Annotated in this window: 27 protein-coding genes and 1 riboswitch; of the genes, 15 read left to right on the plus strand and 12 right to left on the minus strand. The window is 55.6% G+C overall.

The annotated features are described in order from the left end of the window. Positions 1 to 429: 429 nt before the first annotated feature. Positions 430 to 1302 (minus strand): hypothetical protein, encoded by an 873-nt coding sequence (locus ACR0MP_RS12265; protein WP_170407505.1) that lies wholly within the window; start codon positions 1300 to 1302, stop codon positions 430 to 432. 474 nt (positions 1303 to 1776) lie between these two features. Here ACR0MP_RS12265 and ACR0MP_RS12270 point away from each other — a divergent pair, with 474 nt between their 5' ends. The 13 genes from ACR0MP_RS12270 (at position 1777) to ACR0MP_RS12330 (ending at position 12185) form a co-directional block, all read left to right on the plus strand. Next, a complete protein-coding gene (locus ACR0MP_RS12270) occupies positions 1777 to 2772 on the plus strand; it encodes a glycosyltransferase family 2 protein (protein WP_480886548.1) in 996 nt (331 codons plus the stop codon). A 72-nt stretch (positions 2773 to 2844) separates the two neighbouring features. Continuing rightward, positions 2845 to 3540: an FkbM family methyltransferase gene (locus tag ACR0MP_RS12275; RefSeq protein WP_170509380.1), complete on the plus strand. Its 696-nt coding sequence runs from the start codon at positions 2845 to 2847 to the stop codon at positions 3538 to 3540. Positions 3541 to 3936: 396 nt separating this feature from the next. After that, positions 3937 to 4037, plus strand: a riboswitch (TPP riboswitch). 79 nt (positions 4038 to 4116) lie between these two features. Further along, positions 4117 to 4905: a bifunctional hydroxymethylpyrimidine kinase/phosphomethylpyrimidine kinase gene (thiD, locus tag ACR0MP_RS12280; RefSeq protein WP_480886549.1), complete on the plus strand. Its 789-nt coding sequence runs from the start codon at positions 4117 to 4119 to the stop codon at positions 4903 to 4905. Further along, a complete protein-coding gene (locus ACR0MP_RS12285; protein ID WP_170407491.1) occupies positions 4902 to 5930 on the plus strand; it encodes an FAD-dependent oxidoreductase in 1029 nt (342 codons plus the stop codon). The genes thiD and ACR0MP_RS12285 overlap by 4 nt, the downstream gene beginning before the upstream one ends. Continuing rightward, the gene (gene thiS, locus ACR0MP_RS12290; protein WP_170407488.1) at positions 5927 to 6124 is read left to right on the plus strand and encodes a sulfur carrier protein ThiS; all 198 of its coding nucleotides are present in this window, start codon (positions 5927 to 5929) and stop codon (positions 6122 to 6124) included. Before ACR0MP_RS12285 ends, thiS begins: the two co-directional genes overlap by 4 nt. Position 6125: 1 nt before the next feature. Further along, positions 6126 to 6896, plus strand: a complete 771-nt coding sequence (locus ACR0MP_RS12295; RefSeq protein WP_170407484.1) for a thiazole synthase — start codon at positions 6126 to 6128, stop codon at positions 6894 to 6896. Continuing rightward, a complete protein-coding gene (locus ACR0MP_RS12300; RefSeq protein ID WP_480886551.1) occupies positions 6893 to 7489 on the plus strand; it encodes a thiamine phosphate synthase in 597 nt (198 codons plus the stop codon). Before ACR0MP_RS12295 ends, ACR0MP_RS12300 begins: the two co-directional genes overlap by 4 nt. Further along, positions 7486 to 8454: a HesA/MoeB/ThiF family protein gene (locus ACR0MP_RS12305; protein WP_170407477.1), complete on the plus strand. Its 969-nt coding sequence runs from the start codon at positions 7486 to 7488 to the stop codon at positions 8452 to 8454. Before ACR0MP_RS12300 ends, ACR0MP_RS12305 begins: the two co-directional genes overlap by 4 nt. A 42-nt stretch (positions 8455 to 8496) precedes the next feature. Beyond that, positions 8497 to 9405, plus strand: a complete 909-nt coding sequence (locus ACR0MP_RS12310) for an ABC transporter substrate-binding protein (RefSeq protein ID WP_480886679.1) — start codon at positions 8497 to 8499, stop codon at positions 9403 to 9405. Next, positions 9402 to 10073, plus strand: coding sequence for a thiaminase II (gene tenA / locus ACR0MP_RS12315; protein WP_170407472.1), 672 nt, complete (start codon positions 9402 to 9404; stop codon positions 10071 to 10073). The genes ACR0MP_RS12310 and tenA overlap by 4 nt, the downstream gene beginning before the upstream one ends. Next, entirely contained in the window at positions 10070 to 10795 is a 726-nt protein-coding gene (locus ACR0MP_RS12320; protein ID WP_480886552.1) for an ABC transporter ATP-binding protein, read from the plus strand. Before tenA ends, ACR0MP_RS12320 begins: the two co-directional genes overlap by 4 nt. After that, entirely contained in the window at positions 10792 to 11445 is a 654-nt protein-coding gene (locus ACR0MP_RS12325) for a TenA family protein (RefSeq protein WP_170407465.1), read from the plus strand. The genes ACR0MP_RS12320 and ACR0MP_RS12325 overlap by 4 nt, the downstream gene beginning before the upstream one ends. Then, entirely contained in the window at positions 11442 to 12185 is a 744-nt protein-coding gene (locus tag ACR0MP_RS12330) for an ABC transporter permease (protein ID WP_170407462.1), read from the plus strand. The genes ACR0MP_RS12325 and ACR0MP_RS12330 overlap by 4 nt, the downstream gene beginning before the upstream one ends. A gap of 258 nt (positions 12186 to 12443) precedes the next feature. Here the strand turns inward: ACR0MP_RS12330 and ACR0MP_RS12335 are convergent, their stop codons facing one another. The 3 genes from ACR0MP_RS12335 to ACR0MP_RS12345 form a co-directional block, all read right to left on the minus strand. Next, a complete protein-coding gene (locus ACR0MP_RS12335) occupies positions 12444 to 13373 on the minus strand; it encodes a glycosyltransferase (RefSeq protein WP_170407459.1) in 930 nt (309 codons plus the stop codon). Further along, the gene (locus tag ACR0MP_RS12340) at positions 13363 to 15111 is read right to left on the minus strand and encodes an ABC transporter ATP-binding protein (protein WP_480886556.1); all 1749 of its coding nucleotides are present in this window, start codon (positions 15109 to 15111) and stop codon (positions 13363 to 13365) included. The genes ACR0MP_RS12335 and ACR0MP_RS12340 overlap by 11 nt, the downstream gene beginning before the upstream one ends. 137 nt (positions 15112 to 15248) lie before the next feature. Then, the gene (locus ACR0MP_RS12345; protein ID WP_170407454.1) at positions 15249 to 15932 is read right to left on the minus strand and encodes a DnaA N-terminal domain-containing protein; all 684 of its coding nucleotides are present in this window, start codon (positions 15930 to 15932) and stop codon (positions 15249 to 15251) included. 470 nt (positions 15933 to 16402) lie between these two features. Between ACR0MP_RS12345 and ACR0MP_RS12350 the strand changes: the two genes are divergently transcribed. Both ACR0MP_RS12350 and ACR0MP_RS12355 read left to right on the plus strand, forming a co-directional pair. Then, positions 16403 to 17710, plus strand: coding sequence for an AAA family ATPase (locus tag ACR0MP_RS12350; protein WP_480886559.1), 1308 nt, complete (start codon positions 16403 to 16405; stop codon positions 17708 to 17710). Continuing rightward, positions 17707 to 18813, plus strand: a complete 1107-nt coding sequence (locus ACR0MP_RS12355) for a ParB N-terminal domain-containing protein (RefSeq protein ID WP_170407449.1) — start codon at positions 17707 to 17709, stop codon at positions 18811 to 18813. The genes ACR0MP_RS12350 and ACR0MP_RS12355 overlap by 4 nt, the downstream gene beginning before the upstream one ends. Positions 18814 to 19693: 880 nt before the next feature. On the opposite strand, the gene ACR0MP_RS12360 is transcribed toward ACR0MP_RS12355, so the two are convergent. From ACR0MP_RS12360 to ACR0MP_RS12395, 8 genes are read right to left on the minus strand one after another with little or no spacing between them, the layout of a single operon-like run. Beyond that, complete coding sequence (locus tag ACR0MP_RS12360) at positions 19694 to 20536, minus strand: fumarylacetoacetate hydrolase family protein (RefSeq protein ID WP_170407446.1); 843 nt, start codon at positions 20534 to 20536, stop codon at positions 19694 to 19696. 17 nt (positions 20537 to 20553) lie between these two features. Continuing rightward, positions 20554 to 21309: an SDR family oxidoreductase gene (locus ACR0MP_RS12365; protein WP_170407443.1), complete on the minus strand. Its 756-nt coding sequence runs from the start codon at positions 21307 to 21309 to the stop codon at positions 20554 to 20556. 8 nt (positions 21310 to 21317) lie between these two features. Beyond that, positions 21318 to 22820 carry an aldehyde dehydrogenase (NADP(+)) gene (locus ACR0MP_RS12370; RefSeq protein ID WP_170407440.1) on the minus strand — a complete coding sequence of 501 codons (1503 nt, stop codon included), beginning with the start codon at positions 22818 to 22820 and terminating at the stop codon, positions 21318 to 21320. Positions 22821 to 22832: 12 nt separating this feature from the next. After that, on the minus strand, positions 22833 to 23945 hold the full coding sequence (locus ACR0MP_RS12375) for a fumarylacetoacetate hydrolase family protein (RefSeq protein WP_170407437.1): 1113 nt from the start codon (positions 23943 to 23945) through the stop codon (positions 22833 to 22835). 1 nt (position 23946) lies between these two features. Beyond that, on the minus strand, positions 23947 to 24777 hold the full coding sequence (locus ACR0MP_RS12380; protein ID WP_170407434.1) for an amidohydrolase family protein: 831 nt from the start codon (positions 24775 to 24777) through the stop codon (positions 23947 to 23949). Next, entirely contained in the window at positions 24774 to 25202 is a 429-nt protein-coding gene (locus ACR0MP_RS12385; RefSeq protein WP_170407431.1) for an RbsD/FucU domain-containing protein, read from the minus strand. Before ACR0MP_RS12385 ends, ACR0MP_RS12380 begins: the two co-directional genes overlap by 4 nt. Continuing rightward, entirely contained in the window at positions 25192 to 26244 is a 1053-nt protein-coding gene (locus tag ACR0MP_RS12390) for an aldo/keto reductase (protein WP_480886561.1), read from the minus strand. The genes ACR0MP_RS12385 and ACR0MP_RS12390 overlap by 11 nt, the downstream gene beginning before the upstream one ends. Continuing rightward, positions 26241 to 26978: a GntR family transcriptional regulator gene (locus ACR0MP_RS12395; RefSeq protein ID WP_170407425.1), complete on the minus strand. Its 738-nt coding sequence runs from the start codon at positions 26976 to 26978 to the stop codon at positions 26241 to 26243. Before ACR0MP_RS12395 ends, ACR0MP_RS12390 begins: the two co-directional genes overlap by 4 nt. Positions 26979 to 26985: the final 7 nt, after the last annotated feature.

The raw sequence follows: 26985 nt of genomic DNA on the forward strand, positions 1-26985 counted from the left end.
TATCCTTGTGATCTGCAACCAGCGTCTTTGACATTCGACTATCCGATAAACTGGGCCCCAGATTAGTCCGAGACCCGCGTTCGGGCTTCTTATCATTCGGCCCTATACTCCTTAGCATCCTAATATGGCCGGACCTGCATCGCTGCAAGCAATCGTAGTGAAATTTCTACGCTAGAAAAAGTAAAGGCTCTATCCGCAGAAGGACAATCGAATATGTTGACAGTGTCGCAGTTTATCATCCTTGCCTGAAGCGACCGCCACTACTTTGATTGCCAAGTTATTGTCCGTTGTACTCAATGCAATGGCCGGTTGGGCAACCGTCCGCCAAACAACTTGGCACTACGGTATTTGCAGATGACACCTAGTGTTATTGATTGCGATCGTCCGAAACTTGGACACAGACTGGCGCTTCTGACTTGGCCGGACACTTTAATCTTGGTCAACAGACTTCAGCACATCCTGTGGCATCGCCTTAGAGGGATCGATGTCATGTTTCTTGCATAGCTTGGCGACTTGGCTGTTCGGATGCGGCAAAGGAAACCCACCATCCATATTGTATTTCTTGCGCATGCTTGAGCCGCCAATGTGATGAACCCCCAACGCGTTTTCATCGAGCGATATGCGGGAAAACCGCGGCCGGAAATAATTCAAGCGCATGGCCGTAGGTTCTTGGGAATAGAATGACTCGGGTGGCAGGGCGTGTTTAACTTCACCGTTTTTGCCCAGAAAATACGAGATAGCCTGAGGCCCGAACGTATAAAATGGCAGCTGCGACAGGTTTTCCAATGGTACCGAGAAAGAGCCGTCTTCATTGGACTTGCCGATGGAAACATCAATATTTTTTTTCCACGGCCAGTCATTGGGGATCACGATCTCAGACCCGTTCATAAAGTCATGCATACCCTGCAATGTTGGAGAACTGTGCGGCAGCCGGAGAGCCGCATTGTTAAAATAGCGTTTCTCTTTTGCGAAAATATACGGAATGTCGGGGATCGGCTGCATACACAGCATATCGCAATCCATCCAGATTTCGTCGGATTCCCGAAGCATGTTGATCCTGAAAAAATCCGACAACGGGGCATAAGCGCTGTTTCGCTTTTCGTTTCGCCATATTTTCAGGTGGTCAGGCAAGAAAATACGTGCATCCGCATTTTCAACGCCCGGTGGTGTGTTCGTGATTTCTTTCAAAGAGTACAACTTGACCTTATGGCCGTGATCCACAAAGCTTTTGAGGCAGAGTTGCTCGAAAAAAGTCAGACTGGATCCATGCCAAAACGATGAAATTACTGGAGAAATATCCATGCTGGATCGATGCCCGTTATGTTCTTCACTTGCTCCGCATTAGCATGGCTCCGGTATTCGATCCACTGGTTTAATGATCCCGATTCAACCGCAATTGTGATGGTGACCCAACCGTCCAATATGAACTGTCTGTAGCGCAGGTCCGTTAGTCAGAATTCTCGCACCTTTGTGTTTCGCGAAAAAGAACGAGCGGTAACGATCAAACTTTAGGGGCTCGCAATAAGCAGAAATTGTTTGGTTACCTCAACTTTGGTCCAATTTTCTCAGTCCTCCCCGACAAAGGTCGCAAGATCACCCAAACTGTCTTAAATCGGATCGTCCAATAAGACCTCAGGATGCTCTTGCTTAAGGCGGAAAATTCACCGATCAAGGTTGCCACAAATCCAGACTTACTGGGCAATAGAGGAAGCCGGTGACTCTAAAGACGTGCGATCAACGAATTTGGCCCTTCCCAAACACGGGACTCCTTTGAAGATGGCCACCTGGGGTGTCGTTACCATGGTCAAAGAGCCGCCAGAGCTGGTGGCTATATTTGCTTCCTATTATGCGTCACTCGGCGCGCAAGAGATCTTTATCTTTCTGGATGGTGATGATCCGAAAGCGCGGCAACTTCTGGCTCAGATACCGAACTGTCGCGTTGAAGTGATGGATGACACGTTTTTTCGAAGAAACTGGGACTGTGCTTATCCAGAAAACAGTTTCAGACGCCAAAGGCTGATAGCGACAAAAGCCTATCGAGAAGCAAAAGTCGATTGGATGCTTTTCCTCGATGCGGATGAGTATCTGCAAGCCGATGATTTTGCACAAGAGCTAGCTGACCTGCCCTCGGATGTTGATACGATTTCAATTCCTAATGGCGAGCGTGTGTTTTCAACCGAGAACAACACACCCGGACTTTTTGGTGGTCTTATGCTGAAGCCTAAGCACACCCGCGGCTATGTCGCCCGAAGCTTATTCGGAGAAGAAAGACTCAAGTACAGCGACAGAGGATTTTGTGCGCATCGTTTCGGAAAAAGCGCCACCCGAACGGGGAAGAACATCAAGTTAGGTGTTCATGCGCCACAGCGGTGGAGAGGCAACATCAAGCGACATGTTTCTCAGCAATCGGTCATTTGTCACTTTGACGGACTGACCGAAATTCACTGGATGCTCAAATTGCTGAGATATCATGATATGGGAACATATGAATCACCTAAGGGCAGCAATGATTTCCGCTATGAACAAGTCCAATTCCTGAAAAATTCATCTTCTATGAATGCTGTTCAAGAGCTTCATGACATTATCCGAAAATACGACAAGGACACTGAAGAAAGACTAAGGGGTCATGGTCTTCTCGATGATGTGCAGGTCCGGCCTTTCCGGGGTTTGGATACCTATTATCCTGACCACGAGTTTGACTTGTCGGTTGAGTGGTTCAACGATGTTCTGAAGATGAATATGTCGGACTTCTATGCGAGATTACCGACATGATGTTTGATGCAAATAGTCTGACCTTATGCAAAACATGCTCTACCGACCGCTCATCCTTGGAATGGAGCAAGTATGACCGAAACGAACCCTGATGTTGCGATCCAGTACCGTGGATTGAAGATACCTTCATCGCCATTTCTGGACGAAACGATCATGAATCTGATCGAGCAGGACAACTATGAAAGCTGGGAAATGGATGGCGCTTTGAGCGTCGTTCAACCTGAGGATCGTATTCTGGAAATGGGCGCCGGTCTGGGTATCGTGAGTGGTGTTGTCGCGCTCGAGAACAAACCAGAGGCTATTCTCAGTTTTGAAGCCAATCCAAATCTAATTCCACACATCCGTCGTTTACATGCCCTAAATGGGCTTTCAGACCGGATCGAAGTCCGGAATGCGATACTAAGCGCCAATCCAAAGGATCCCGACTCTATTCCGTTTCATATTGACGCTTCATATCTAGGGTCTTCAGTTTTTGATAATGAAGGTGAATCAACAACATCAGTGCGCGTAGCTAAAGCGGACTTCGAAGCGGTGAAACGAGAGTTCGCTCCGACGGTTCTTGTGATGGATATTGAGGGGGCGGAACTGGATTTCTTGAGGAATGCGGACCTGTCGGGCATTCGAGCCATTGTTATTGAATTCCATCGCCTCATTTATGGGCACAAAGGTGTCCGGGCCTGTAAAAGGATTCTTTCGAACGCGGGTTTTCTACGGCTGGACGATTTGTCCTGGAGGGTTGTTTGGACCTGCACACGAGATCTTGGCTGAACCGCGTCATTGAGACGAGCATTTTCGAACTATGCGAATTGGCCAAGGCAGTTGAGCGCCCTGAAATGAAACGTTTAGCCGACTTGTGACCTGAATTTGCCCATAGCAATTTATTCGTTGCAACTATGTGCATCTGCGGACGGGAACTTGTGACAAGACCTCAAAGAACTGTTTCTGCCTTCAATCTCGGATCGCGGGGCTGGGTCAACGACCACGATGTCGGCGCTGGGTGTCCCTGTCTTATTGTGCCGTTTTCCGGTCATAGCATCTGGAAACACCACCATTTTGCGACACCGGCGACACCCCGAGTTAACTGCAAAGCTCAAAGCGAAGCCGCACCCATCATACGGTGTGCAACAAAACTGTTGACGAGACCTGATCTCATCAATAATCGGTAACCATCTGTTGGGGTGCCCCTCGGGGCTGAGATGCAGACATGCAAACCCATTGAACCTGACCCGGTTAGGACCGGCGGAGGAAACAGGCATACCGGGCGCCCCGTGTCACAACTCGTGTCACAACGCAGGCTACGGGTCTTTCCACGCACATCCTGACCATGACAATGAGGGATGTGCCATGGTTGCGACAGCATTGACGATTGCCGGTTCCGACAGCGGGGGCGGCGCGGGAATTCAGGCAGATCTTAAATCCTTCGGCGCAATGGGCGTGTTCGGTTGCAGCGTGGTGACCGCGATAACCGCGCAGAATACCTGTGACGTGACCGCAGTACATCCGGTACCCGACAATGTGGTCGCGGCTCAGATCAAGGCGGTCCTAGACGACATCCGCATAGACGCCATCAAGATCGGAATGCTGGGTACGCCATTATTGGTCGAAACAGTGGCCCGTGCATTGGAAGGTTTTTCCGGACCTGTCGTCCTCGACCCCGTCATGGTGGCGAAATCCGGGGTCGCCCTGCTTGAAGATCAAGCGATTGCCGCGCTGAAGCAGTATCTTCTGCCGCTCGCTGACCTGCTGACACCAAACCTGCCCGAGGCGGACAAGCTGCTGGGACAAACCCATAAGGGCGACAGTGCCGGACTGGTTGCGCCGTTGCTGGCGCTAGGTCCTAAGGCAGTTCTGATCAAGGGCGGCCATGCCGATGGCATTGATTGCCTTGATGTGCTGGCAAAGTCAGGGTTCGTTGTCACGCTGGGGGCACCGCGGATCGCGACCCGCAACACGCATGGTACTGGCTGCAGTTATTCCGCAGCAATTGCGGGCTGCCTTGCGCGCGGCATGGATCTTGAGACTGCGGTGCGGCGGGCGCATGGCTGGCTGCACGCTGCAATAAAACGTGCCGACGGGTTGGAGATTGGACAAGGCCATGGCCCGGTACATCATTTTCACGAGATGTGGGCATGAGCGCTGTCACCATTCTGGGTGCCGGGGTTGCCGGGCTTTGCGTTGCAGCCGAGCTGGTGTCACGCGGTGTTTCCGTACGGATGATCGACCCGGCAGGTCCCGTGAATACGCATTCCTGCAGCTGGTGGGCCGGGGGCATGTTGGCACCGGAATGCGAGGGCGCAGTCACCGAACAGCCCGTTGTGGAACACGGGCGCAAAGCAGCGGATTGGTGGCAAAAGCAGGGGGCGCAGTTCGGTCTGGATGTGACCCGGAACGGTACCTTGGTTGTCGCTCTGGGCCGGGATCAGAGCGAGCTGACGACGTTTGCACGGCGCGCCGAAGGCGTGGAATGGCTGGACCGCGAGGGCATCGCGCTCCACGAGCCGCATCTGGCCGAGCAATTCGGCAAGGTGTTGTTCATCGCGAATGAAGCGCATCTCAATCCCCGCCCGATGTTGACCGGGTTGCATGCACACCTGGTGGCTTCGGGCGTTGAGTTTCTGACTGCAGGCGAAACGCTGGGTCAGGTCATCGACTGCCGTGGTCTCGCCGCGCAGGATCGGCTGAGCGATTTGCGCGGGGTAAAGGGTGAGATGCTCATCGTGCGCTGCCCGGACGTGTCGCTATCGCGTCCCGTGCGGCTGCTGCATCCTCGTTTCCCGCTCTACATCGTACCGCGCGGCGATGGCGTATTCATGTTGGGCGCAACCCAGATCGAAAGTGGGCAGCGCAGCCGCGCAAGCCTGCGATCCGTGATGGAACTAATGAATGCGGCCTACGCGTTGCATCCAGCCTTTGGTGAAGCCGAGCTGCTGGAAATCGGAGTCGATGCCCGCCCGGCCTTTGCGGACAATCAGCCACGCATCCGCCATTTCGACGATCGCATCATGGTGAACGGGCTGTACCGCCATGGCTATCTGCTTGCTCCGGCGTTGGCAGGGATGGTGGCAGATCTGGTGACCTGCGGCACGCAGCCCGCGCTTTGGTACGAGAACTGCCAAAACACGAAAATCGCACACAAAACACCGGGGAGAACCACATGAAACTGATGGTGAATGGTGAGGCCGTCGAGGCCAAAGGCCCCAGCCTTGCCGATCTTCTGGTCGAACTAGGCAAAGGCAATGACAAACTGGCCACGGCGGTGAACGAGGTGTTCGTTCCGGCATCAACACGTGCGGCGCAAGTGCTTTCCGATGGGGACCGGATCGAGCTGGTTTCGCCGCGGCAGGGGGGCTGACATGCCGGAATTCTACGGCAAGGAAATAGCGTCGCGCCTGATGTTGGGCACCGCGCAGTATCCGTCGCCCGCAGTGCTCGCCGATGCGTTTCGACGTTCGGGCGCAGGCATTGCCACGGTGTCGCTGCGTCGCGAGGCGGGTGGTGAAAGGGCCGGGCAGGATTTCTGGTCTCTGATCCGTGATTTGGGTGTCGCGGTGTTGCCCAATACCGCCGGGTGCCACTCGGTACGCGAAGCGGTCACCACGGCGCAGATGGCGCGCGAACTGTTTGAGACCAACTGGATCAAGCTTGAAGTGATCGGCCATGCCGACACGCTGCAACCCGACCCGTTCGGCCTTGCAGAGGCGGCGCGCATTCTCGCCGACGAAGGGTTCGACGTCTTCCCCTATTGCACTGAAGACTTGGTGCTGTGTGAGAAACTGATCGAGGCTGGCTGTCGTGTGTTGATGCCTTGGGGGGCGCCGATCGGCACCGGACTGGGGCTGAACAACCTTTACGGCCTTCGCTCGGTACGGGCTCATTTTCCCGAGGTGCCTCTTGTGGTTGATGCAGGGCTGGGCCTGCCATCACAGGCGGCACAGGCCATCGAAATCGGCTATGATGCGGTGCTGCTGAACACGGCGGTCGCTAAGGCAGGTGATCCGGCGGCGATGGCCCAAGCGTTTGCCCGCGCGGTTGAAGCCGGTGCCTTGGCCTTCGGTGCCGATGCTATGGAACCGCGCGACATGGCCGCGCCCTCAACACCTGTTTTCGGAAAGGCCATGCTGTGACGCTGCCGTCGTTCTACCCGATATTCGATGACATCTCATGGCTGCGCCGAATGCTGCCGCTCGGAGTGCGGTTGGTGCAGCTGCGCATCAAGGAACATCCCCTGGATGCGGTGCGCGCGCAGTTGGCGGAGGCGCGGGATTTGTGCCGCGACCACAGCGCGCTGTTGGTGGTCAATGACTATTGGCAACTGGCGATTGAGCTTGGCTGCGACTGGGTGCATCTGGGGCAGGAAGATCTGGATACCGCTGATGTTGATGCAATCCAGGCTGCTGGATTGAAACTTGGCGTCTCAACCCATGACGAAGCAGAGCTTAAGCGTGCGCTGGCTTTGCGGCCTGACTATGTGGCGCTTGGGCCGGTGTATCCGACCATCCTCAAGAAGATGAAGTGGCACCAGCAGGGTGTTGAAAAGCTGACCGACTGGAAGGCGCGGATCGGACCTATTCCGCTTGTGGCGATAGGTGGCATGTCGGTCGAGCGCGCGCCGGGTGCGTTCGCCGCCAGGGCCGACATCGTGTCCGCCGTGACCGACATCACCTTGAAGGACGACCCAGAAGCCCGTGTACGCGAGTGGCTAAGGATCTGCCCATGAGCCGCTATGCACGCCAGATTGCTGTACCTGGCTTTGGCGCATCGGGGCAGGAAAACCTGCGCACCGGGCATGTACTGGTGATTGGCGCAGGAGGGCTTGCCGCACCAGTGCTGCAATATCTGGTCGGGGCCGGTGTGGGACGTATACGTTTGGTTGATAATGATATGATCAGCCTGTCGAACCTGCACCGCCAAACGCTGTTCCGTGAACGCGACATAGGGCAATCCAAAGTGCAGGTGGCAGCACGTGAAATGATGGCGCTAAATGATGAGGTGCGGATCGAACCGGTCGAAACCCGCTTTGATCCGGCCAATGCCCCGCAACTTTGTCAGGGTGTTGATCTGGTGCTAGATTGCGCCGACAGTTTTGCCGCCAGCTATGTGGCCTCGGATGTTTGCCTTGCTGCCGATCTGCCGCTGATCAGCGCCAGCGTTGTGGGCTCGGAGGGCTATGTCGGGGGCTTCTGCCACAAGGCTCCGGGTCTGCGCGCGCTGTTCCCGGATCTGCCTGCAAGGCTGGGTTCCTGCGACGCCGATGGCGTGCTTGGCCCGACGGTGGGTGTGATCGGTAGTCTGCAAGCGCAAATCGCGGTTGCGGTGCTGAGCGGGGACCTTACGCCAATGGGGCGTCTGGTGACCTATGACGCCACCAGCATGCGCTTTGGCGGTTTTCGCTTTGACGGCGCACCGGATCCTATACCTGAGCCGGATTTCATAGCGCGCGAAATGCTTCGGGCCGACGATCTGGTAATCGACCTGCGCGCTGCAGATGAACCCGGCCCGGAGCTGGCTGGTGCTCAGCGCCTCAGTGTCGATGAAATCGATCCGCGTGACCCCCTTTTGCAAAACAACAGACGCCTCATCCTTGCCTGCCGTTCCGGTCTTCGGGCCTGGCAGGCGGCGATGCGGATTTCCACGAAAAACGGGCCCGAAATCAAGCTTCTGGCCCTAGGTGACAACAACTGAAACGAGGAAACCGAATTGAAACATTTTCTGACCATAGCGGCGATGCTGATGGCTACACCGGCGTTGGCACAAGACAAGATGACTCTGCTGCTGGATTGGTTCGTAAACCCTGATCACGGTCCGATCATCGTAGCGCAGCAAAAAGGTTATTTCGCAGACCAGAATCTTGAGGTCGAGATTGTGCCGCCTGCTGATCCCTCGGCCCCACCGAAACTGGTGGCCGCTGGGCAGGGTGACATCGCCGTGAGCTATCAACCAAACCAGCACCTCCAGGTAGCCGAAGGTCTGCCGCTGATGCGCGTCGGCACGTTAGTGGCGACACCTCTCAGCTGCCTTTTGACGCTGAAGGACGGCCCAATCCAGGAAATCAGCCAGCTCAAAGGTGGTAAGATCGGGTTCTCGGTTGCCGGCGTCGAAGAAGCGGTGCTGGGTGCCATGCTGGGCAAGCATGGGGTCGCGCTGGACGAGATCGAGATGATCAACGTCAACTTCTCGCTCAGCCCCTCGGTCATGTCCGGGCAGGTCGACGCGGTGATCGGTGCCTATCGCAATTTTGAGCTGAACCAGATGGAAATCGAAGGTGTCGAAGGCCGATGCTTCTATGTCGAAGAAGAAGGCGTGCCGACATATGACGAGTTGATTTACGTCGCCAACCCCGAGCTGATGGACAAGGACAAGGTGCGCCGCTTCCTGCGCGCCACCGAGCTGGCCACGCAATACATCGTCAACAACCCGGATGAAAGCTGGGAGATTTTCAAAAGCTACGCGGAAGAGCTGGACGACGAGCTGAATGCAAAGGCTTGGGTCGACACCCTACCCCGCTTTGCCTTGCGTCCTGAGGCGCTGGACGAAGGCCGCTACATCCGCTTCGAGGAATTTCTGGCCAAAAGCGGCTTGGTCGAGGGCACCCGCCCGGTATCGAAAATCGCGGTCGATCTGGGGGCACAATGAACTACGGTACCTCATTTGAGGCGTGGCGAGCGGCGGCCGGGGAAACCTGGCCTGCCTATACCCGCCACGCATTCGTGCGGGGCATGGGTGATGGAACCCTCCCGCGCGCAGCGTTTCTGCACTATCTCAAGCAGGATTATGTCTTTCTGATCCATTTCGCCCGCGCTTGGGCGCTGGTGGTGACCAAGGCTGAGACCGTCGCGGATATGCGCCTCGCCGCGGGGACCGTGAATGCACTGATCAATGACGAGCTTGCCCTGCATATCGGCATCTGTGCCAAGGCTGGGATTTCCGAGGAAGAACTTATTGCAACGCAAGAGCGTCAGGCTAATCTTGCCTATACACGCTATGTGCTGGATGCCGGGCATTCAGGGGATATGCTTGATCTGCTGGCCACACTGGCCCCCTGCGTCATGGGCTATGGTGTGATCGGGGCGGAGCTTTCGGTGGCAAAGACCTCAGAAACCTATGCCGATTGGATCAACACTTATGGCGGGGAAGATTACCAACAGGTCTGCTGCGATGTTGGCGCGCTGATCGATGGCGTGGTAGCGCGGCGCATCGGGGATGACCCGCAAAACTGCCCACGTTGGGCAAATCTTTGCGACCGCTTCCACAAGGCGACCGAGCTTGAGGTCGGCTTTTGGGGCATGGCATCGCAGCCATGAGCCCGGCCCCCGCCCTGTATCTGCGCGGATCACTGTCGATTGGCGACACATCCATCGCGCACGGCATTGATCTGCGACTTGATGCAGGGCGTTGGACCTGTCTTCTGGGGGCCAGTGGTGTGGGCAAATCTACAGTGCTCAAGCTGCTGGCCGGACTGGGAGACCATGTTTCTTTGGACGGTGAAATCTGGGCCTCGGACTGTGGCGCGCTGGCCGGGCGGGTGGCCCTAATGGCGCAGAGTGATTTGTTGCTGCCTTGGCTATCAGCGCTCGACAATGTGGCAATAGGGGCACGATTGCGCGGCGAGACGCTTGACCGGGATCGAGCCGAGCACGTGCTGGAGCAAGTTGGGCTAGGCGCGCATCTAGACAAGAAACCGGGAGAGCTCTCCGGTGGGCAGAGACAGCGCGTGGCCTTGGCCCGAACCCTGATGGAAGACCGCCCCATTGTGCTGCTGGACGAACCTTTTTCCGCCCTTGATGCCCTGACTCGGGTGCATATGCAGGACCTCACCGCACAGCTGCTGAAGGGACGTACGGTGCTGCTTATCACCCATGACCCGGCCGAAGTGGCGCGGCTGGGGCAGAACATCATGATCATGACGCGCGACGGGCTGCACCCGGTCGAAACTCCTATGGGCAGCATCCCGCGCCCTGTTGATGATCCGGGCGTGCTGGGCATCCAGGCCGCGCTGCTTCAACAACTCAGGACGAACAGATGAGCGCAAGCGAAACTCTCAGGGCGCTGAACCAGGACGACTGGACAGCGGCCACGACACATGACTTTACCAATGCGCTGGCAACCGGAATGCTCGATCACGACAAAATGGCTGGCTATTTACAGCAGGATTACCTTTTCGTGGAAGGCTTTGTGCGGCTGCTGGCCTCAGCAGTGGCGCATGCACCCAACCTCGCCGATGCTGTGCCGGGCGCACAGTTTCTAGGTCAGATCTGCGGGCCGGAGAACACCTATTTTTTGCGTGCATTCAACGCGCTGGATGTGCCGCAGGCAAGCGAAGCCGCACCCGAAACACTGGCGTTTCAAGCCCTGATGGACGAGGCTCGTGCATCAGGGCGTTATGAGCGGATGCTGGCGGTCTTGGTCGTCGCGGAATGGGTCTATCTGGATTGGGCTAGCCCGGTCGAAAACCGCGCCGATAATCTGCCGTTCTGGCTGGGTGAATGGATCACCCTGCACTCCGGCGACGGGTTCGAAAGTGTGGTGGCCTATCTACGTGAGCAATTGGATGCGATCTGGCCGACCCTTTCGGACCAGGCGCAGGCCGAGGTTGCCGCCACCTTCGAAAAAGCCGTGGCCCTAGAGCGCGCCTTTTTCGATGCCGCATGGGCAGGATTCCCGGTTGCCCGATGACAGGTTGGCCTGCAGGAATCGCTGCAGCCGCAGTGGCAGTGTCGCTTTGGCAACTGGTGGTCTGGGCCACCGGCTTGCCGCGTTTTATCTTGCCCCCGCCAGCGTTGGTTTCCGAAACCATTTGGAACAGCCGCAACCTTCTGCTGGAACATGGACTGGTCACCGCGACCGAAGTGCTGATCGGGCTGGCCCTTGGCGCAGTGCTGGGCGGGCTGTCGGCCATCGGCCTTGCCGCCTCACCGCTAGCACGCGCGCTGGTGCGACCAATTTTGGTGTTTTCCCAGACCATCCCCGTCTTTGCCCTCGCACCGATTCTGACCCTGTGGCTTGGCTTCGGGCTCGAGGCCAAAATCGCCATGGCGCTGCTGATCATTTATTTCCCGGTTACTTCGTCTTTCTTTGATGCACTGATGCGCAGTAATCGCGACTGGCTGGATCTGGCTCGGGTCATGGGGGCGTCACCTGCCCGAGTAATGTGGCACATCCGTATTCCATCTGCTCTGCCCGGATTTGCCAGCGGCCTGCGTCTGGCTGCCGTCTATGCCCCGATCGGTGCCGTCATCGGTGAATGGGTCGGAGCGTCGCGTGGGCTGGGATATCTGATGTTGCTGGCCAATGGCCGTGCCAAAACCGACCTGATGTTCGCCGCGCTAATCGTGTTGGCGCTACTTACCATCATCCTGCACGCAACAGTCAATGCCCTGTGCAATCGGTACCTGGATCAGCGTGATCAGATATGAACAAAGTACTGAACATCAATATACACGAACGCGGAGATCGACTTTAATCGTGCCACCAGCTGTGATGAAAGAGCTCAAAGCTAGAGTACATTGATTTCCAGAGCGCCATGTTAAACAAAGCTAATTGGTCGAGCGGCGAACGCAGAGTGTGCCGCAGTCACTTGTCCAAGAGTCCTACCGTAAGGATCAACTTGAATTAAGCCGAACCAGAACGCGTAGCGTCATGGTCTGAAGGTGGTTTATTTTTGCCAGTGGCCACTACTTCCGCTGGTCAGGCCTCTGCATCCAGAGAAGTCGAATGGTTTCCGTAATTTTTGCAACGCGGATCACATAGTGAACGCCCCACACACCAAAAGCCTGTTTGGTTGACAGATCCTGATTCCTCAGGAGATTTTTTAACGTCTTGAAGGAAGGGATCAATTTCTGCAAAGGCGGGATGTAATTAACGATGCCGCGCTTGGCATTGCGGCGCAGCCTAGCCCCCTCAATACGACGGGCTTTGGTGATGTGATCCCCAAGACTGTCGCGCGCCGGGTGACGGACGATGGCGTCTTCGGCAAACACAATCGCTTCGCCCGCAGATTGTGCACGATCATTCCATTCCATGTCCCCGCCGGACAACACCGTGTCGTTGAACCGACCGATGCGATCCATAAGCTCCCGCCGAACGATCAGATTGGCCGTAACCGCGCGCCCACGTTCCACCCATTTTTTTTGCTCTAATCCCAAATGAACATCATAGAGTTCGGTCGTCTTCCAATCCTGCCCGTTCGGGATCAGCACAACATTGCCGCCAAAGCGATTAACCTCGGGGTGGTCTTCGGCTATTTTCAACCCGGCCTCTAGATAGAGCGGGTCAGGCTGACAATCGGAGTCGGTGAAAAACAGCAGCTCCGAGGCGGCTTCTTCGATTCCCCGGTTGCGCGCTGCGTATGAGCCGGGTTTTGTCTCACTTAGAATGCGGGCGTTTGCGGGCAGGCGAAACCCGTCGGGCATGGGGTCGGTCGGGTCATTGTTGACTGCAAGTATCTCGAACTGGTTTGTGTTCAGTGTCTGAGAGGCTAGCCCATCCAGACAAAGCTGCAATTGGTCCCAGCTTTGATAGGTCGGGATGATCACTGACGCGCTCAGGGACGAACGCGCCGGTGTAATGTCAGGCCGTTGGATCACGTCGGGATCATTCGGCATTGACGGCGTTCGAGTACTGATGGTCATATAGGGTTTTGAATGGCCCCGGTTTCTTCAGCAACTGTTGGGCGCTGCCCTGCTCAAGAACTTCACCAGCCTCAATCACCACGATCTTGTCCGCATGCATGATGGTTGAAAGCCTGTGAGCCACGATGATTGTCGTACGCCCTTCGGTCAGGCGGCCCAAGGCTTCCTGAACCAGATGTTCCGACCGCGAGTCCAGCGCACTAGTTGGTTCGTCCAGCAGCAGGATCGGGCTGTCGCGCAGAAGCGCGCGCGCAATCGCAAGGCGCTGTTTTTGACCACCGGACAGGAAGGCACCATTTTCACCAACCAGAGTGTCAAAGCCTTTCTCAAGCGACATGATGAAGTCATAGGCATTCGCGGCCTTGGCAGCTTCGATCACGTCGTCTTGCGAGGCACCCTCACGGCCAAAACGGATGTTGTCGGCGATTGAGGCCGAAAACAGAAACGTCTCTTGCCCGACGAACGACATGTTCTGGCGCAGTGATTTGAACGAGGCGTACTTGATATCCTGACCATCGATCGATACCGAACCACTGCTCGGGTCATAAAGGCGCAGGGCCAAATTCAAAATGGTCGACTTGCCGCCGCCGGACAGACCAACCAGAGCGGTGGTCTTGCCAGCTTCGAACGTCAACGAAAGCCCTTTCAGGATCGGATCGCGACGACGGTAGCCGAAAGTGACGGCGTCGAACACCACCTCTCGCGGACCATCAGGCAGGCTTTTGGGATTGGCCTCTTCCGGCAGAGTTTCAGGCTCGTCCAACATATTGAACAACATCTGCACCCGGCGCAGACCCAGTTCCATCTTCACCCGCACCTTCGTCAGACGCTTCGCGGGCTCATAGGCCATCATCACAGCGGTCACGAACGACATCAGTTCACCCGGAGTAGACGCTGCAGCGCCAAACAGCTTACCAGCGCTCAACCCGATGACCGAGGCAATTGCAAACCCGGCCAGAATATCGGTCAGCGGGCTTGTCGCTGCCTGCAAACGCGCAAGCTTATTGCGCCGCTTCTCGACGCTTTTCACGGCCGAGTTCATCTTATTGGCCATGCGCTCTTCCAACCCGAAAGTCTTAACCACGCGAATGCCAGACGAGGTTTCCTGAATGACTTTCATGATCGCGCCCATCGATTGCAGTTCCATATCTGCAATCTCGCGAATCTTTCTGAGCAGTAACCTGATCCCTAAAACCGCCAACGGGCCGACGATCAGGGTAAAAAGGGATAATATGGGTTGCTGATAGAACATAACAGCCAGCAGACCGATCAGGGTCAGCATATCGCGAACTGCCGTGGTCACCATTATCTCGATCACCGTGCGCGCTGCCTGGGCCGTTTGTGTCACCTTCAACAACAAATCCGAGCTTTCTGTCAGGTTGAAGAATGAAACACCCTGCCGCAAAAGCTTATCGTAAAGCTTGATCTGTTGTTTCGAGACAATCCGGTTCCCGGCACGCGTAAGGGCCACAATCTGGACGTAGGTTGCAATGCCTTTGACCAGGAAAATCGTGAACACGGTCATCGAAACGCCAAAAATCTTAGCTGAGTTTTCACTGTCAAACAGCGAATCCACCACATCACGCATGATAAAGGCGATACCTGCTGTGGTTGCCGCAACAAATACCATCGCGATGATCGCGATGGTATAAGGGACCACTTGCTCGCGCATATTCTCGGAGAGCAGTCGCCACAGGACAGAATCACTCAATATGGCCGCAAATTTTGATTTGATCTTTTGCAATGCACATGTCCACTGTGATCAGGATCGAGCTATGTCACATCTGACGCGCTCATAAACAGTTTCCGCTAGATAGTCGCCTGTTGCCAGTTGAGCAAGCCCGCGTCCTATTCTGCCGCTTCAATGCGAATTGTTCGAACCGAAGGGTCTGCACGCGAATAAGCGGCCAAAACCCTGCCCGACCATTTCTGTGCAATGTAATCCGCCATAAAACGCGTTGGCGCAATCAGAGTCGCCAGGCCCCCTGCCCTTTCGGCTTCGTTCAGATGCTTGAACCAACTGGACCAAAGTTCTGGGTCACGCTCATGTAGGATCGATTGAACCTGTGCCCAAACGTCTTCACCCTGTGGCGGCGGGATCGATGGCTTTGACTGAAATGGTACAACATTGGTATCGCGCTCTGGCTTCTGCTGCATTCGTTCCTGGAAATCCGTTCCGATCACGGGCCAGGCTTCCATTGTGTCCAGCATGATCTGCTTGAGGTCGAGTTCATAAACCGCAACCCGACCCCGAGCGGCGGGTCGTTTGACCGCAATCCAGCCTGCGCTGCGCAGCTTAGCCATCTCACGTTTAACCGTGCGTTCGTTCACGGACCACAACCGAGCGATCTCTTCCCGGCCAATCGACAGTTCATTGGAGCGCCAGTTATAGCGCGTGGTAATTAATGTCATGATGCGTAGAACACTGCGATGACGATGCTTGTCACCTGATAAGGCGTGAACGGCGAGCGCCGACAAGATATCGTACTTCAGTGCAGGCGCATTTCGCCCGACCGGTTTCGCAACCTGCATCCGTTTCCTCACCGCTCTTTTTTGCCTCATGCGGGTTGATCCCGCCGTAATCGCGCCGTTTCCCAACGCTTTTCGTGATTGTTCACTGATTAGCGTCCAATACTTCGATTCTGTCAAGAGTTCGTTGAGATCACGCTATTTGATAGGTGCTATTCGCTATCAAAAAATAAAAGAAATAGGTGAATCTATGGTGATGGGGGACATACTGGGTGTCCCCTTATGGAGCAATAATGTCCCCCTATATACCGTATTTGCTTGAGTTGTGTCCCCCTAAATCCGGTAGGATATCCGAAGTCAGGACGATTGCAGAGAGCAGCAGCGTCCCGAATCGGTCAGCACTAGATACGGCCATATTTTCTTACCCGTGGGTAACATCACAACCTTACAATAATTTCTTTTGCCAAATATGCAAATCAGGCGTAAATAACAAAAGAGAGAAAAATAACGTCCAGAAGAATGAGAACTGAGGCATGTACACGCACGAAGACCTGAATGCATTGCGCACCCAGTCCCTGAAATTGCAGGGCTGGATTCGCCAGCAGACTTTCAGCCCTGAGATGGAGAAGACGCTAAGGCGGTTCTCAAGCTGGGAGGTGTCCGAGCTGATCTTTAAGGTGAACCAATCGACTTTCCGAGGAAAGCTGGCTGCCGATCCTTCATTGCCGGGAGGCGAGGTCGAGCCTGATGGGCGGCAGCGTTGGTTTAGTCTGGAAGAGGTAAATGAGCTCAGGCGGCGGCTTAAGGTTAATCGCAAAGCGCTCACTCCCCCACGCCCTGCGGGCAAGCGGGCGGTTCGGGCCGCTGTTGCCAATTTCAAAGGGGGGGCTGGCAAGTCGACCGTGGCGTTGCATCTTGCGCATGCCGCTGCTCTGGACGGCTACCGAGTATTAGTGGTGGATTTTGACCCTCAGGCGACGCTCAGCCATTCGATGGGTCTGACCGATGTCGCTGAAGATTTCACCGTCTGGGGTATCATGGCGCGGGATCTGATCCGTGAAACCGAGCGCATGAATAACCGCCCTGCGGCTGCGGAGTCAGGAACCGCCCTGCCCCGCCGAGAATTACCACCTTCTATAGCGGATATGGGCCTCGGCGAACTGCGCATTTCTGATTTTATCAAGCAGACCTCATGGTCAACGATTGATGCGATCCCTTCTTGCGCCAACGCTGCTTTCGTCGAATTCGCATCAGCACAATATCGGCACCTGAATCCTGAGTGGTCATTTTTCGCAGCTGTGTCCCGCTATCTGGATCAGGTACCGAATGATGCTTATGACCTGATCCTGTTCGATTGCCCGCCTGCGATAGGATACCAATCGATGAATGCGGTGTTCGCCGCAGACATGTTGTATATCCCGTCGGGGCCTGGATACTGGGAATACGATTCAACCACCTCATTCATTGGCCAGTTGGCCGAGGCCCTCGAAGATCTGGCCTATGGTTTCGACAAGACCTTACCCACGGGTAAGATTGGTTTACCCAAGACATTCTGCGAAATTCGGTTTTTGCTTACACGCTATGAACCGGGGAATGCACTGCACACAGCGATGTATGACGCATTCCGCAAAGTCTTTGGTCAGCACCTCGCCGAGCACCCGGTCGAGATGACGCGTGCGGTCGAGCAATCTGGTCGGTTCCTGAGTTCAGTTTATGAGATGGATTACCGTGAGATGACGAGGGAAACCTGGCGTCGCGCGCGTTCGACATTTGATAATGTTTATGATGAATTCCGGGGCGTCATGCTATCGGCCTGGGACAAGCTGGAGGATGACGTATGAGCCGAAAACGCAGAATGTTCGATATCGATATGCCAGCGATGGAAGAAATCCCGGTTGGCAAGGTTCCGGATAAAGCGCTTGAGAAAAGGCGCGGACCGATGGCCACTGCAATCTCCGAGAACGCTAATGCGCTACGCGACCAGCAAACTACCGAAGATGCAATCAGAGTCGAAAATGACAGGTTAGCGCACGAGCTTGTACGACTACGTTCAGAAGGGTATGTTACTGAACAGATCGCATTGGCGGATGTTGTTACCGAGCGCCTGACGCGCGACCGCAAGCCTGGCCCTGATCCTGAGTTGGATGAGTTGAAGGCTTCTATTCAGGATGTGGGTCTTTCGAACCCGATCCGGGTCGAGCGTCGCAACGATGGACGCTTTGAGTTAATTCAAGGAATGCGCAGATTATCGGCATTTCGCGCATTACTTGAGGAAACTGGCGACGCGCGATTTGCGACGATTCCGGCCGGTGTTTCTGACGTTGCAGAGCTGGATGATAGCTATCGTCGCATGGTCGATGAAAACCTGATCCGAAAGGATATCTCGTTTGCGGAAATGGGCGCGCTTGCGCGTGCCTATGCGGAAGACCCCGCCAATGATTGTCCGGATGTCGACAAAGCGGTTTCAACCTTGTTCAAATCTGCAAGCTATACCAAGCGCAGCTATATTCGGGCGTTTGCGAGTTTGCTGGCCATGTTGGAAAAGGCTCTTATGCACCCAAACGATATTCCACGGAATGTGGGTGTTGAGCTCAAACGAAAGCTCGACTCTGATCCCGGATTGATCCGACAAGTAAGTACGGCTTTGGTGAGTGAACCAAATCGCGACAGCGTGCGCGAAGTGGCCATTCTTCGCGATTTTCTCACAATCGAAAATGCGACCGCCGCCAAGCCAAAGGCTGAAGCCGTTGGTAAACCACGCCGCGCGAAGACAACGTTTCAGGTAAGGGGCAGGGCAGGGATTGCAAAATGTTCTGCATCCAGCGGAAGGATCGAACTTCGCTATGATCTCGATTTTACCCGTGTCGATAGGGCGAAATTAGAACGTGCTGTGGCCACTTTGATCGAGGATCTGCGAGAAGAAGACGATCTTACCCACGGGTAAGACGGGCTTAGCGAGATAGATCCGAAGCGCGGCGCTGGTTAATCTCAGCGACGTTTTTTTGCACAAACAGTCCATTCGTATAATACGGTACCTTGGGAGACCATCTAAACGCTTAGCTTTTACCGCCCGGCCTCAAATTCTTGTTTTGTAGTTCGGGCAGGTACGTTCCGAGCAGAGTTGACGAATACAAGTTCGGGCCATCAGTAGAAGGTTTCTTAACGTATTGATATGGAACTAGGGCAGATAATCTACAATTTATGTAGTTAGTCGCGGCTGAACAGATACACAGTTTTCGCGGCAGGGCAGGGACGACGCGATCGCTTCTATCTTCGAGCGCCCCGGCACTACATTTCATCGGGAAGACCAACATAGCGTACCGAAACATATTCGAGGCGCGTGAGCATATAACGGATTGGCCGTGAGCACCTATCAATGATGGATATGATCGTGCTGTGGCTTGCCAAAGAAAAGGCGGCGATGGGTTGAATGATTGACCGAGTAGAAGGTCATTTGGGCGTAGTGTGCAAAATACTTTAATAAGTATTATTAAGAGCTGTATCGGTCTGTCTACTTTAATGCGAAGGGCACCCATCTTGCCGGCTTGGGGGCCTGCTGAATCGTGACTTAAGGACAGGCTTTGTCAAAGCTTGCAAAAAAATAACGACTCTTCTCAGCATTGAAACGCCCGAAGCAACTAGGAAGATGTTCGGTAACCTGATCCGATACTACAAATACCGGATTAATCGCGCGAGAAGCGCCTATAAGACTATTTACTGGCCTGATAGATAATCAGTATACGGGCAGCGTTATCTGAAACAAAACCTTCTCGCTTACTTTTGTTGCTTCAAGGCTACATATGGTGTTCGCCTACAGCGCGCTCTCATCCCTGGATGACGTTCTGACGTTGCGTGCCCAGCCCCTGAATACCAAGCTCCATTTTGTCGCCGGGATTCAAGTAGGTCTGCGGGTTCTGTCCCATACCAACACCCGGGGGTGTGCCTGTAGAAATCACGTCACCGGGTTGCAAAGACATAAATTGCGACAGATGCGAGATGACCGTCGCTACGCCAAAATGCATCGTTTTGGTTGATCCGTCCTGATATCGGTGCCCGTTTACCTCAAGATACATCGGAAGGTTTTGCGGGTCGGGGACTTCGTCTCGTGTTACCAGCCAGGGGCCAATTGGGCCGAACGTGTCCGCAGACTTTCCTTTGACCCATTGGCCAGAGCGATGAAGCTGAAAGTCACGTTCTGACAAATCGTTCACTACGCAGTAGCCGGCGACGTGGTCTATGGCTTCCGCCTCAGAGACATATTTGGCCTCTTTGCCGATAACGACGCCCAGCTCAACTTCCCAATCGGTTTTGACCGATCCGCGCGGGATTTCTACGGTATCGTCGGGGCCGGCGATGGCCGAGGTGGCTTTGAAGAAGATCACGGGCTCAGCAGGCAATTCCATGCCGCTTTCTGCTGCGTGATCGGCATAATTCAGGCCAATGCATATGAACTTTCCAACATTGCCAACGCAAGGACCGATGCGCGGGTTGCCGTCTACCAATGGCAGGCTGGCCAAATCTAGTGCGCGGAGCTTTTCAAGAACGACATCGCCAAGAGTATCGCCCGAGATATCATCCACCACACCGGAAAGGTCGCGAACCGAGCCGTCTGAGGCCAAAATGCCGGGTTTCTCAGCGCCCTTCGGGCCATAGCGTAGTAGTTTCATTGTCAGGTCCTTCCTGCTCAGATCGTCCAGCCGCCATCTATGGCAAAGGGCTGGCCCGAAGTGTATTTGCTGGCATCACTGGCCAAATACAGAGCCAGTTCAGCGATCTCTTCCGCTGTGCCAATACGGCCCATCGGTTGACGGGCGATGAAATCAGTCATTGCCTGCTCATAATCCCCGGTGGTGCGAAGCCGGTCATGCAGGCTGGGGCTGTCCACCGTACCTGGACAAATCGCGTTGCACCGAATGCCCTGGGTCACAAAATCGACTGCCACAGACTTGGTCAGGCCAATCACCGCTGCTTTTGACGCGCAATACGCAAATCGGTTGGGCACGCCTTTCATGGACGATGCGACCGACGACATATTGATGATTGATCCTCCGCCTGCTTTCAGCATTCCGGGTAGAGTCAGTTGGATCAGTCTGAACATGGCCTTTACGTTGAGGTCAAAGCTGAAATCCCAATCCTTTTCAGTGCATTCAAGAATTGATCCCCCCGCTACATAACCTGCGCAGTTAAACAGAATGTCCAGTTGCGGCAGATTGACCGCTGCATCTGTAACGGCCTTATCGTCCATTACGTCCAGTTGCAGCGGTTCGATACCCGGAATACCGCCCAATTCGGCAAGCGCAGCATCGTTGATGTCGCTGGCTATCACCCGTGCGCCTTCGGCAGCGAACAATTCGGCGGTTGCACGGCCAATGCCTTGGCCAGCTGCTGTGATGAGAGCGGTCTTATCTGCAAGCCGGTTGGATGGGTTGATTGTCGACATAAACAACCTCACAATTTCTCGGGTAGAAGCTCGGATGGGATGTCCTGATAACAAACCGGCCGCAGGAAACGGCGGATCGACAGTGTTCCCACGGATGTAGCGCCAAAGTTGGTTGAGGCGGGGTAGGGGCCTCCGTGAACCATGCTGTCGCAAACTTCGACCCCGGTCGGAAAGCTGTTGGCCAACAATCGCCCAGCCTTTCGTTCAAGCAGCGGTAGCAGTGCCTGAGCGTCCGCTTTGTCACCTGCGTCCAGATGCAGTGTGCAGGTCAGTTGCCCTTCGATGGTCCGGGCAATCCGTTGCATCTGAGCGCGGTCTTTCACACGCACGATGATGCCTAATGGGCCGAAAACCTCTTCTTGCAGCTTCCGATTGGCCAGCCAGTCATCACCAGAAACAGTGAACAGGTAAGGGGCCGCATCGCGTGACTTGCAGCTTTTGCCCATAATCTTCGATACACCGGTACCAGCAGCTACACGCGAAACTCCGTTTCGGTATGCCTCCGCAATTCCATCGGTCAGCATTGTCTGCTCGGCCACCGAAGACAGGCCAGCCTCTGCCGCTACTTGAAACGCGTCAGCATCCGGACCTTCGATGATCACGGCGATACCGGGATTGGTGCAGAACTGTCCAGCGCCCATGGTTAGGGACGCGGCCCAGCCATTGCCGATTTCAGCACCGCGCGCGGCCGCCGCTTGCGGCAGTATGAACATCGGATTGACTGAACCCAGTTCGCCAAAAAACGGAATGGGTTCATCGCGTTGCGCGCATAAATCGAACAGCGCCCGTCCACCTCCGAGGCTGCCCGTAAAGCCAACCGCCCGGATCAAGGGATGTTGCACCAATCGCGTGCCCACATCCCGTTTGCCACCCTGTACCAATGAAAACACTCCGGGATGAATTCCCGTCGCTTTGATGGCGGTGTCGATGGCCTGCGCCACGATCTCGCCCGTGCCGGGATGGGCCGAATGGCCTTTGACGACGACGGGACATCCCGCGGCCAGTGCCGCCGCTGTATCGCCCCCTGCGACTGAGAAGGCCAATGGGAAGTTCGAAGCGCCGAACACCGCAACGGGACCCAGCGGGCGCTGTATCATGCGCAGGTCGGGGCGGGGCAGGGGTGTACGATCCGGCATGGCCGGGTCATGGCGCATGTCCAGATAATCGCCCGCTTCAATTTGATCGGCGAAGAGACGCAGCTGGCCGACGGTACGGCCACGTTCCCCCTGCAGGCGTGCCTCGGGCAAGCCGGTTTCCTGAGTGCCGATTTCGGTGATGGCATCCCCGCGGGCATCAATCTCATCTGCGATCTTGCGCAATAGCGCGGCGCGTTCGGTACGAGAGGACCACCCGAAAGTGGCAAATGCCGACTCTGCTGCCTCCACTGCGTTATCAATCATCGCCGCTGTCCCCACAGAAAAGTCATGGCTTGGTCCATGCGCTGGTTCCGACGCAAAAGTAGTGTCTGCGCCGAGCCATTCGCCAGCAATTAGGTGTTTTCCGGTCAACATATTCGTTCTCTCTTACAGCAGGCCGCGATGGGCGAGGTTTCGCATCAGGTGTGATGCCCCAAAGGTCCATTCGGGGCATTCCGTCGACAGGCGCACGGTGTTTGTCAGCGCTCCAAGGCGCGTATTGGAGATAGTGACGACATCGCCAATTTTGTGAGTGAACCCACCGCCAGGTGTGTCACGGTCTTGGGTCGGGGCGAACAGGGTGCCAAGGAAAAGCATCAGCCCATCAGGATATTGGTGATGGCGCCCGATAGTCTGCTTCACAAGGTCTGCAGGATCGCGACTGATCTGGGACATAGATGAGCTTCCGTTCAGCACAAATCCATCCGATCCGGTCACGGTCAGCGCAAGTTCAGCCTGGCGTACATCGTCCAGTGTGAACCCATCATCGAACAACCGGATCATCGGTCCGATCGCGCAAGAGGCATTGTTGTCCTTTGCTTTGCTCAGCAATAAAGCCGAACGACCTTCAACGTCACGCAGGTTGACGTCGTTCCCCAGCGTAGCGCCCTTAATCTCGCCCTTAGAAGTAACGGCCAGAACGACTTCGGGCTCGGGGTTGTTCCAGGTCGAAATCGGGTGAAGACCGATTTCTGAACCAAACCCGACCGAAGACAAAACTTGTGCTTTGGAGAACACCTCGGCATCGGGGCCGATCCCGACTTCCAGATACTGGCTCCAGAGGCCTTCAGCGATCAGTGCTTCTTTGACCTCTGCGGCCGCGTCCGATCCAGGTACGATGTTCGAGAGGCTGTCTCCGATCCGGTCTCCGATGCGCGCCCGGATCGCGTCGGCTTTGGCAGGATCACCGGCGGCTTGTTCCTCGATTACGCGTTCGACCATGGACCCGGCAAATGTGACACCACAGGCCTTGACCGCCTGCAGGTCACACGGGGCCAGCCATTGGTGGTCGGCGTCCAAATGGCCGATATCTTCACCTTGAGCGTTGCGCACATGATCTGCTTCATCGTCGCGTTCCAGAATGTCCCTGACAGTTGGTGCCGTTTTTGACGTGATATCGATAATCCGCCCATTGCGCAGGGTCACCACGCTGGGGCCGATTCCGCCGCGCTCAATACGGCCGAGCCACAGCCCGTTCGAATCCAATGTACCTATGGTCATTTTAATTCCTGAGGTTGTAGGCGCGGGCGGCGTTGCCACCCATTATTGCCTGTCGTTCTGCGCTGCTCAGATGTTTCAGCAACATGTCGGTGGTTTCACACCAGCGCTCATAGCTACTGGCCAAGGTGCAAACTGGCCAATCGCTACCCCAGATCAGACGCGATGGACCGAAGGTGTTCAGCAGGTGATCCACGTACGGGCGCAGATCGTCGATCGTCCAGTCTGCTGCAGCCTCGGTCACAAGGCCTGAAAGCTTGCACCATGCATTTGTATCTCGGGCCAAGGCGGTCATGTTGTCGGACCAGTCACCCAAGATTGCGTCTTTGATCAATGGTTTCGACCCATGGTCAATGACAACACTCATATCGGAATGATGCTGAAGAAGTTGCCTGAGCGGGCCCAGGTGTTGAGGCAAGGTCAAGGCATCAAATGTCAGGCCATGCCGTTGAGCTGCCTCGAAAGCGGGCGTTAGCGCGTCGCCTAGCATCCAAAGCGGGTCGGCGATGTCCTGTATCATCGGACGTAGACCGACAAATGCCTTGTGGGTAGCCAACGCGGAAATCTTTGCAGGTGCATCAGCGGCTTCAAAGTCAACCCAGCCCACAACACCTTTGATAAACGCATTCTGATCGGCCAGAGCGAGCATGTATTCGGTCTCGGCCATTGTGGGTGCTGCCTGCACAAGGACCGTGCCATCAATCCCGGCGGCGCTGAGTAGAGGCATCAGGTCGTGCGGTGCAAAATCCCGGTAGATCTCGCTCAGATCGGGCGTCAGCCAGCCATAGTCGCCCCGCGCCAAAGCCCAGAAATGCTGATGCGCGTCGATCCTCATTCGATCACACCTTTTTTCAGGATGATGTTGCCATAGAGCTTTCGTTCACCTGTCTGGATGATGGCAAATGCGTTGGCCGCACGGTCGTAGAATGCAAACCGTTCCAAGCCCTGCACCTTGGCAGAGTTGTCGGCGGACGTGTCGATGATGCGCTGAAAGTCCGCGACTGAGTCAGGCACCGCCTCCGGGTCGCCAACAACCTGCATGGTCAACGCCGGATCAGGAACGAACGTATCCAAAGGCATCACAGAAAGTACGGCCTTCAACATTTCACTGGCCGTAGACCCATCGGCCCGGATGCAGTCTGGTCCCATGCTGGCGCCCGGAAAATTTGCATCTGCGATAACAATCTCATCACCGTGGCCCATGGCCCTGAGGGTGAAAAGCAACTCCGGCGAAAGGATCGGGTCGATGTTACGCAGCATCAGCTGTCTCGCTTGGCAGTGGCGCGTCGGGTCGGATCAGGCCTTCGGATCGCAGATCCGACCACAGGCCGGGGGGAATGTCACGCTCCATCAGTGCCACATTGGACTGTACTTCGGACGCGTTGACGGCACCGGGGATCACGGTTTTGACGCAGGGGTGGCCCAAAACGAACTGCAGCGCGGCGGCGATCAGCGGGGTATCATGCGCGGCGCAGACCGCTTCGATCTTGCGGACCCGGTCCAGAATATCTTCGGGTGCGTCTGCATAGTTATACTTGGCGCCAGGCACAGCTCCGGTGGCGAGGATGCCCGAATTGTACGGTCCCCCGAGGATGATCCCGACATCGCGCTGCTCACAAAGCGGCAGGAAACTGTCGAGTGCTTCCTGCTCCAGCAACGTATAGCGTCCGGCCAGCAGGAACCCGTCGAAATCCCCCAGCCCAAGAAGCCTTTCGCAAACTTGCCATTCGTTTACACCTGCGCCGATTGCTGCGATTTCACCCGCATCGCGCAGCTCGGTCAAAGCCTTGTAGCCTCCGCCATCAAACAGTTCACGCACCTTGGCGTCCGAAACCTCTTGGCTGCCCTGGCTGAAGACACAGACATCATGGACCAGAAGAATGTCAGAATTGGCGACACCGATCCTGTTGCGGCTTGCCTCGTAAGACCGCATGACGCCGTCATAGGTATAGTCAAATACGATCCGTTTCTGCGGTACATCGACGAAAGCTTCGGGCGTTACTTCATGCGGTTCGCAATCTAGTAACAGGCGACCGATCTTGGTTGAAAGCTGGATGTTTTCGCGCCCGAACCGACCAATTGCCTGCCCAAACCGATGCTCTGATCGGCCAAGCCCGTATTGCGGCGCTGTGTCGAAAAACCGGATGCCTGCGTCATAAGCGGTCTGCAATGCCGCCTGCGCGTCCTCGTCCGAGACTTTGCGGTACAGGTTCCCCAACGGCGCTCCGCCGAACCCCATGTGGGTCAGGGGAACGGGCCGCGTGGTTCGGTTGTTCAGTAATTCTGTCTGGGAAACGGTCATCCTGCCTCGCTATTCAGCTGTGGGGTGAGGTTGAACAGATGCGGCTTCAGTTGCTCCAACTGCTCAATGCGCGGCATCAACTGCCCGAGGTGGGCGCGCATAGCGACCTGCGCGGACTGTTCGTCGCGATTACTGATTGCTTCGAAAATGGCCCTATGTTCCTCTAGTGTCTCGGCAATTCTGCCGGGGGTGGGCAGCAATAGCATGCGTGCGCGGCTGACCTGTAAGGAAACGGTTTGGGCAACGTCGGCGAGACGGCGGAAGCCTGTAAATTCCATCAGAAGACTGTGGAACTCTTCATCGGCCTGATAAAAGCCTGGGATATCATCATCCATGATCAACAGTTCCTGCAGACGCATGTTGCGGCTTAACCTTTTACGCTGAACGTCGGTTATGTCGCGCGCGACTTTGGCGACAGTTGCAAGTTCAAGCGCTTCACGCAGGAATACGCCTTCGCGGATCTCGTCCATCGAAAAGTAGGATACGCGAGTGCCTGATTGCGGCACTACATCCACCAGCCCTTCCGAGGCCAAACGCGCAATCGCATCTGCCACAGGTGCGCGCGACACTCCCAATCTCTCACACACAGGTGCCTTCCTGAGGTTCGCTCCGGGTGGGAAATCCAGCGAGAGAATCGCCTGCTTCAATGAGTGGTGAACCCGCTGAGCGAGCGGTCCTTCGATCGTTGTGATCTCGGGCAACAGTTCGGCATCAATATCTTGGTGTTTGTTCATACTGCAT

This window comes from Ruegeria sp. K3, from assembly GCF_056531845.1.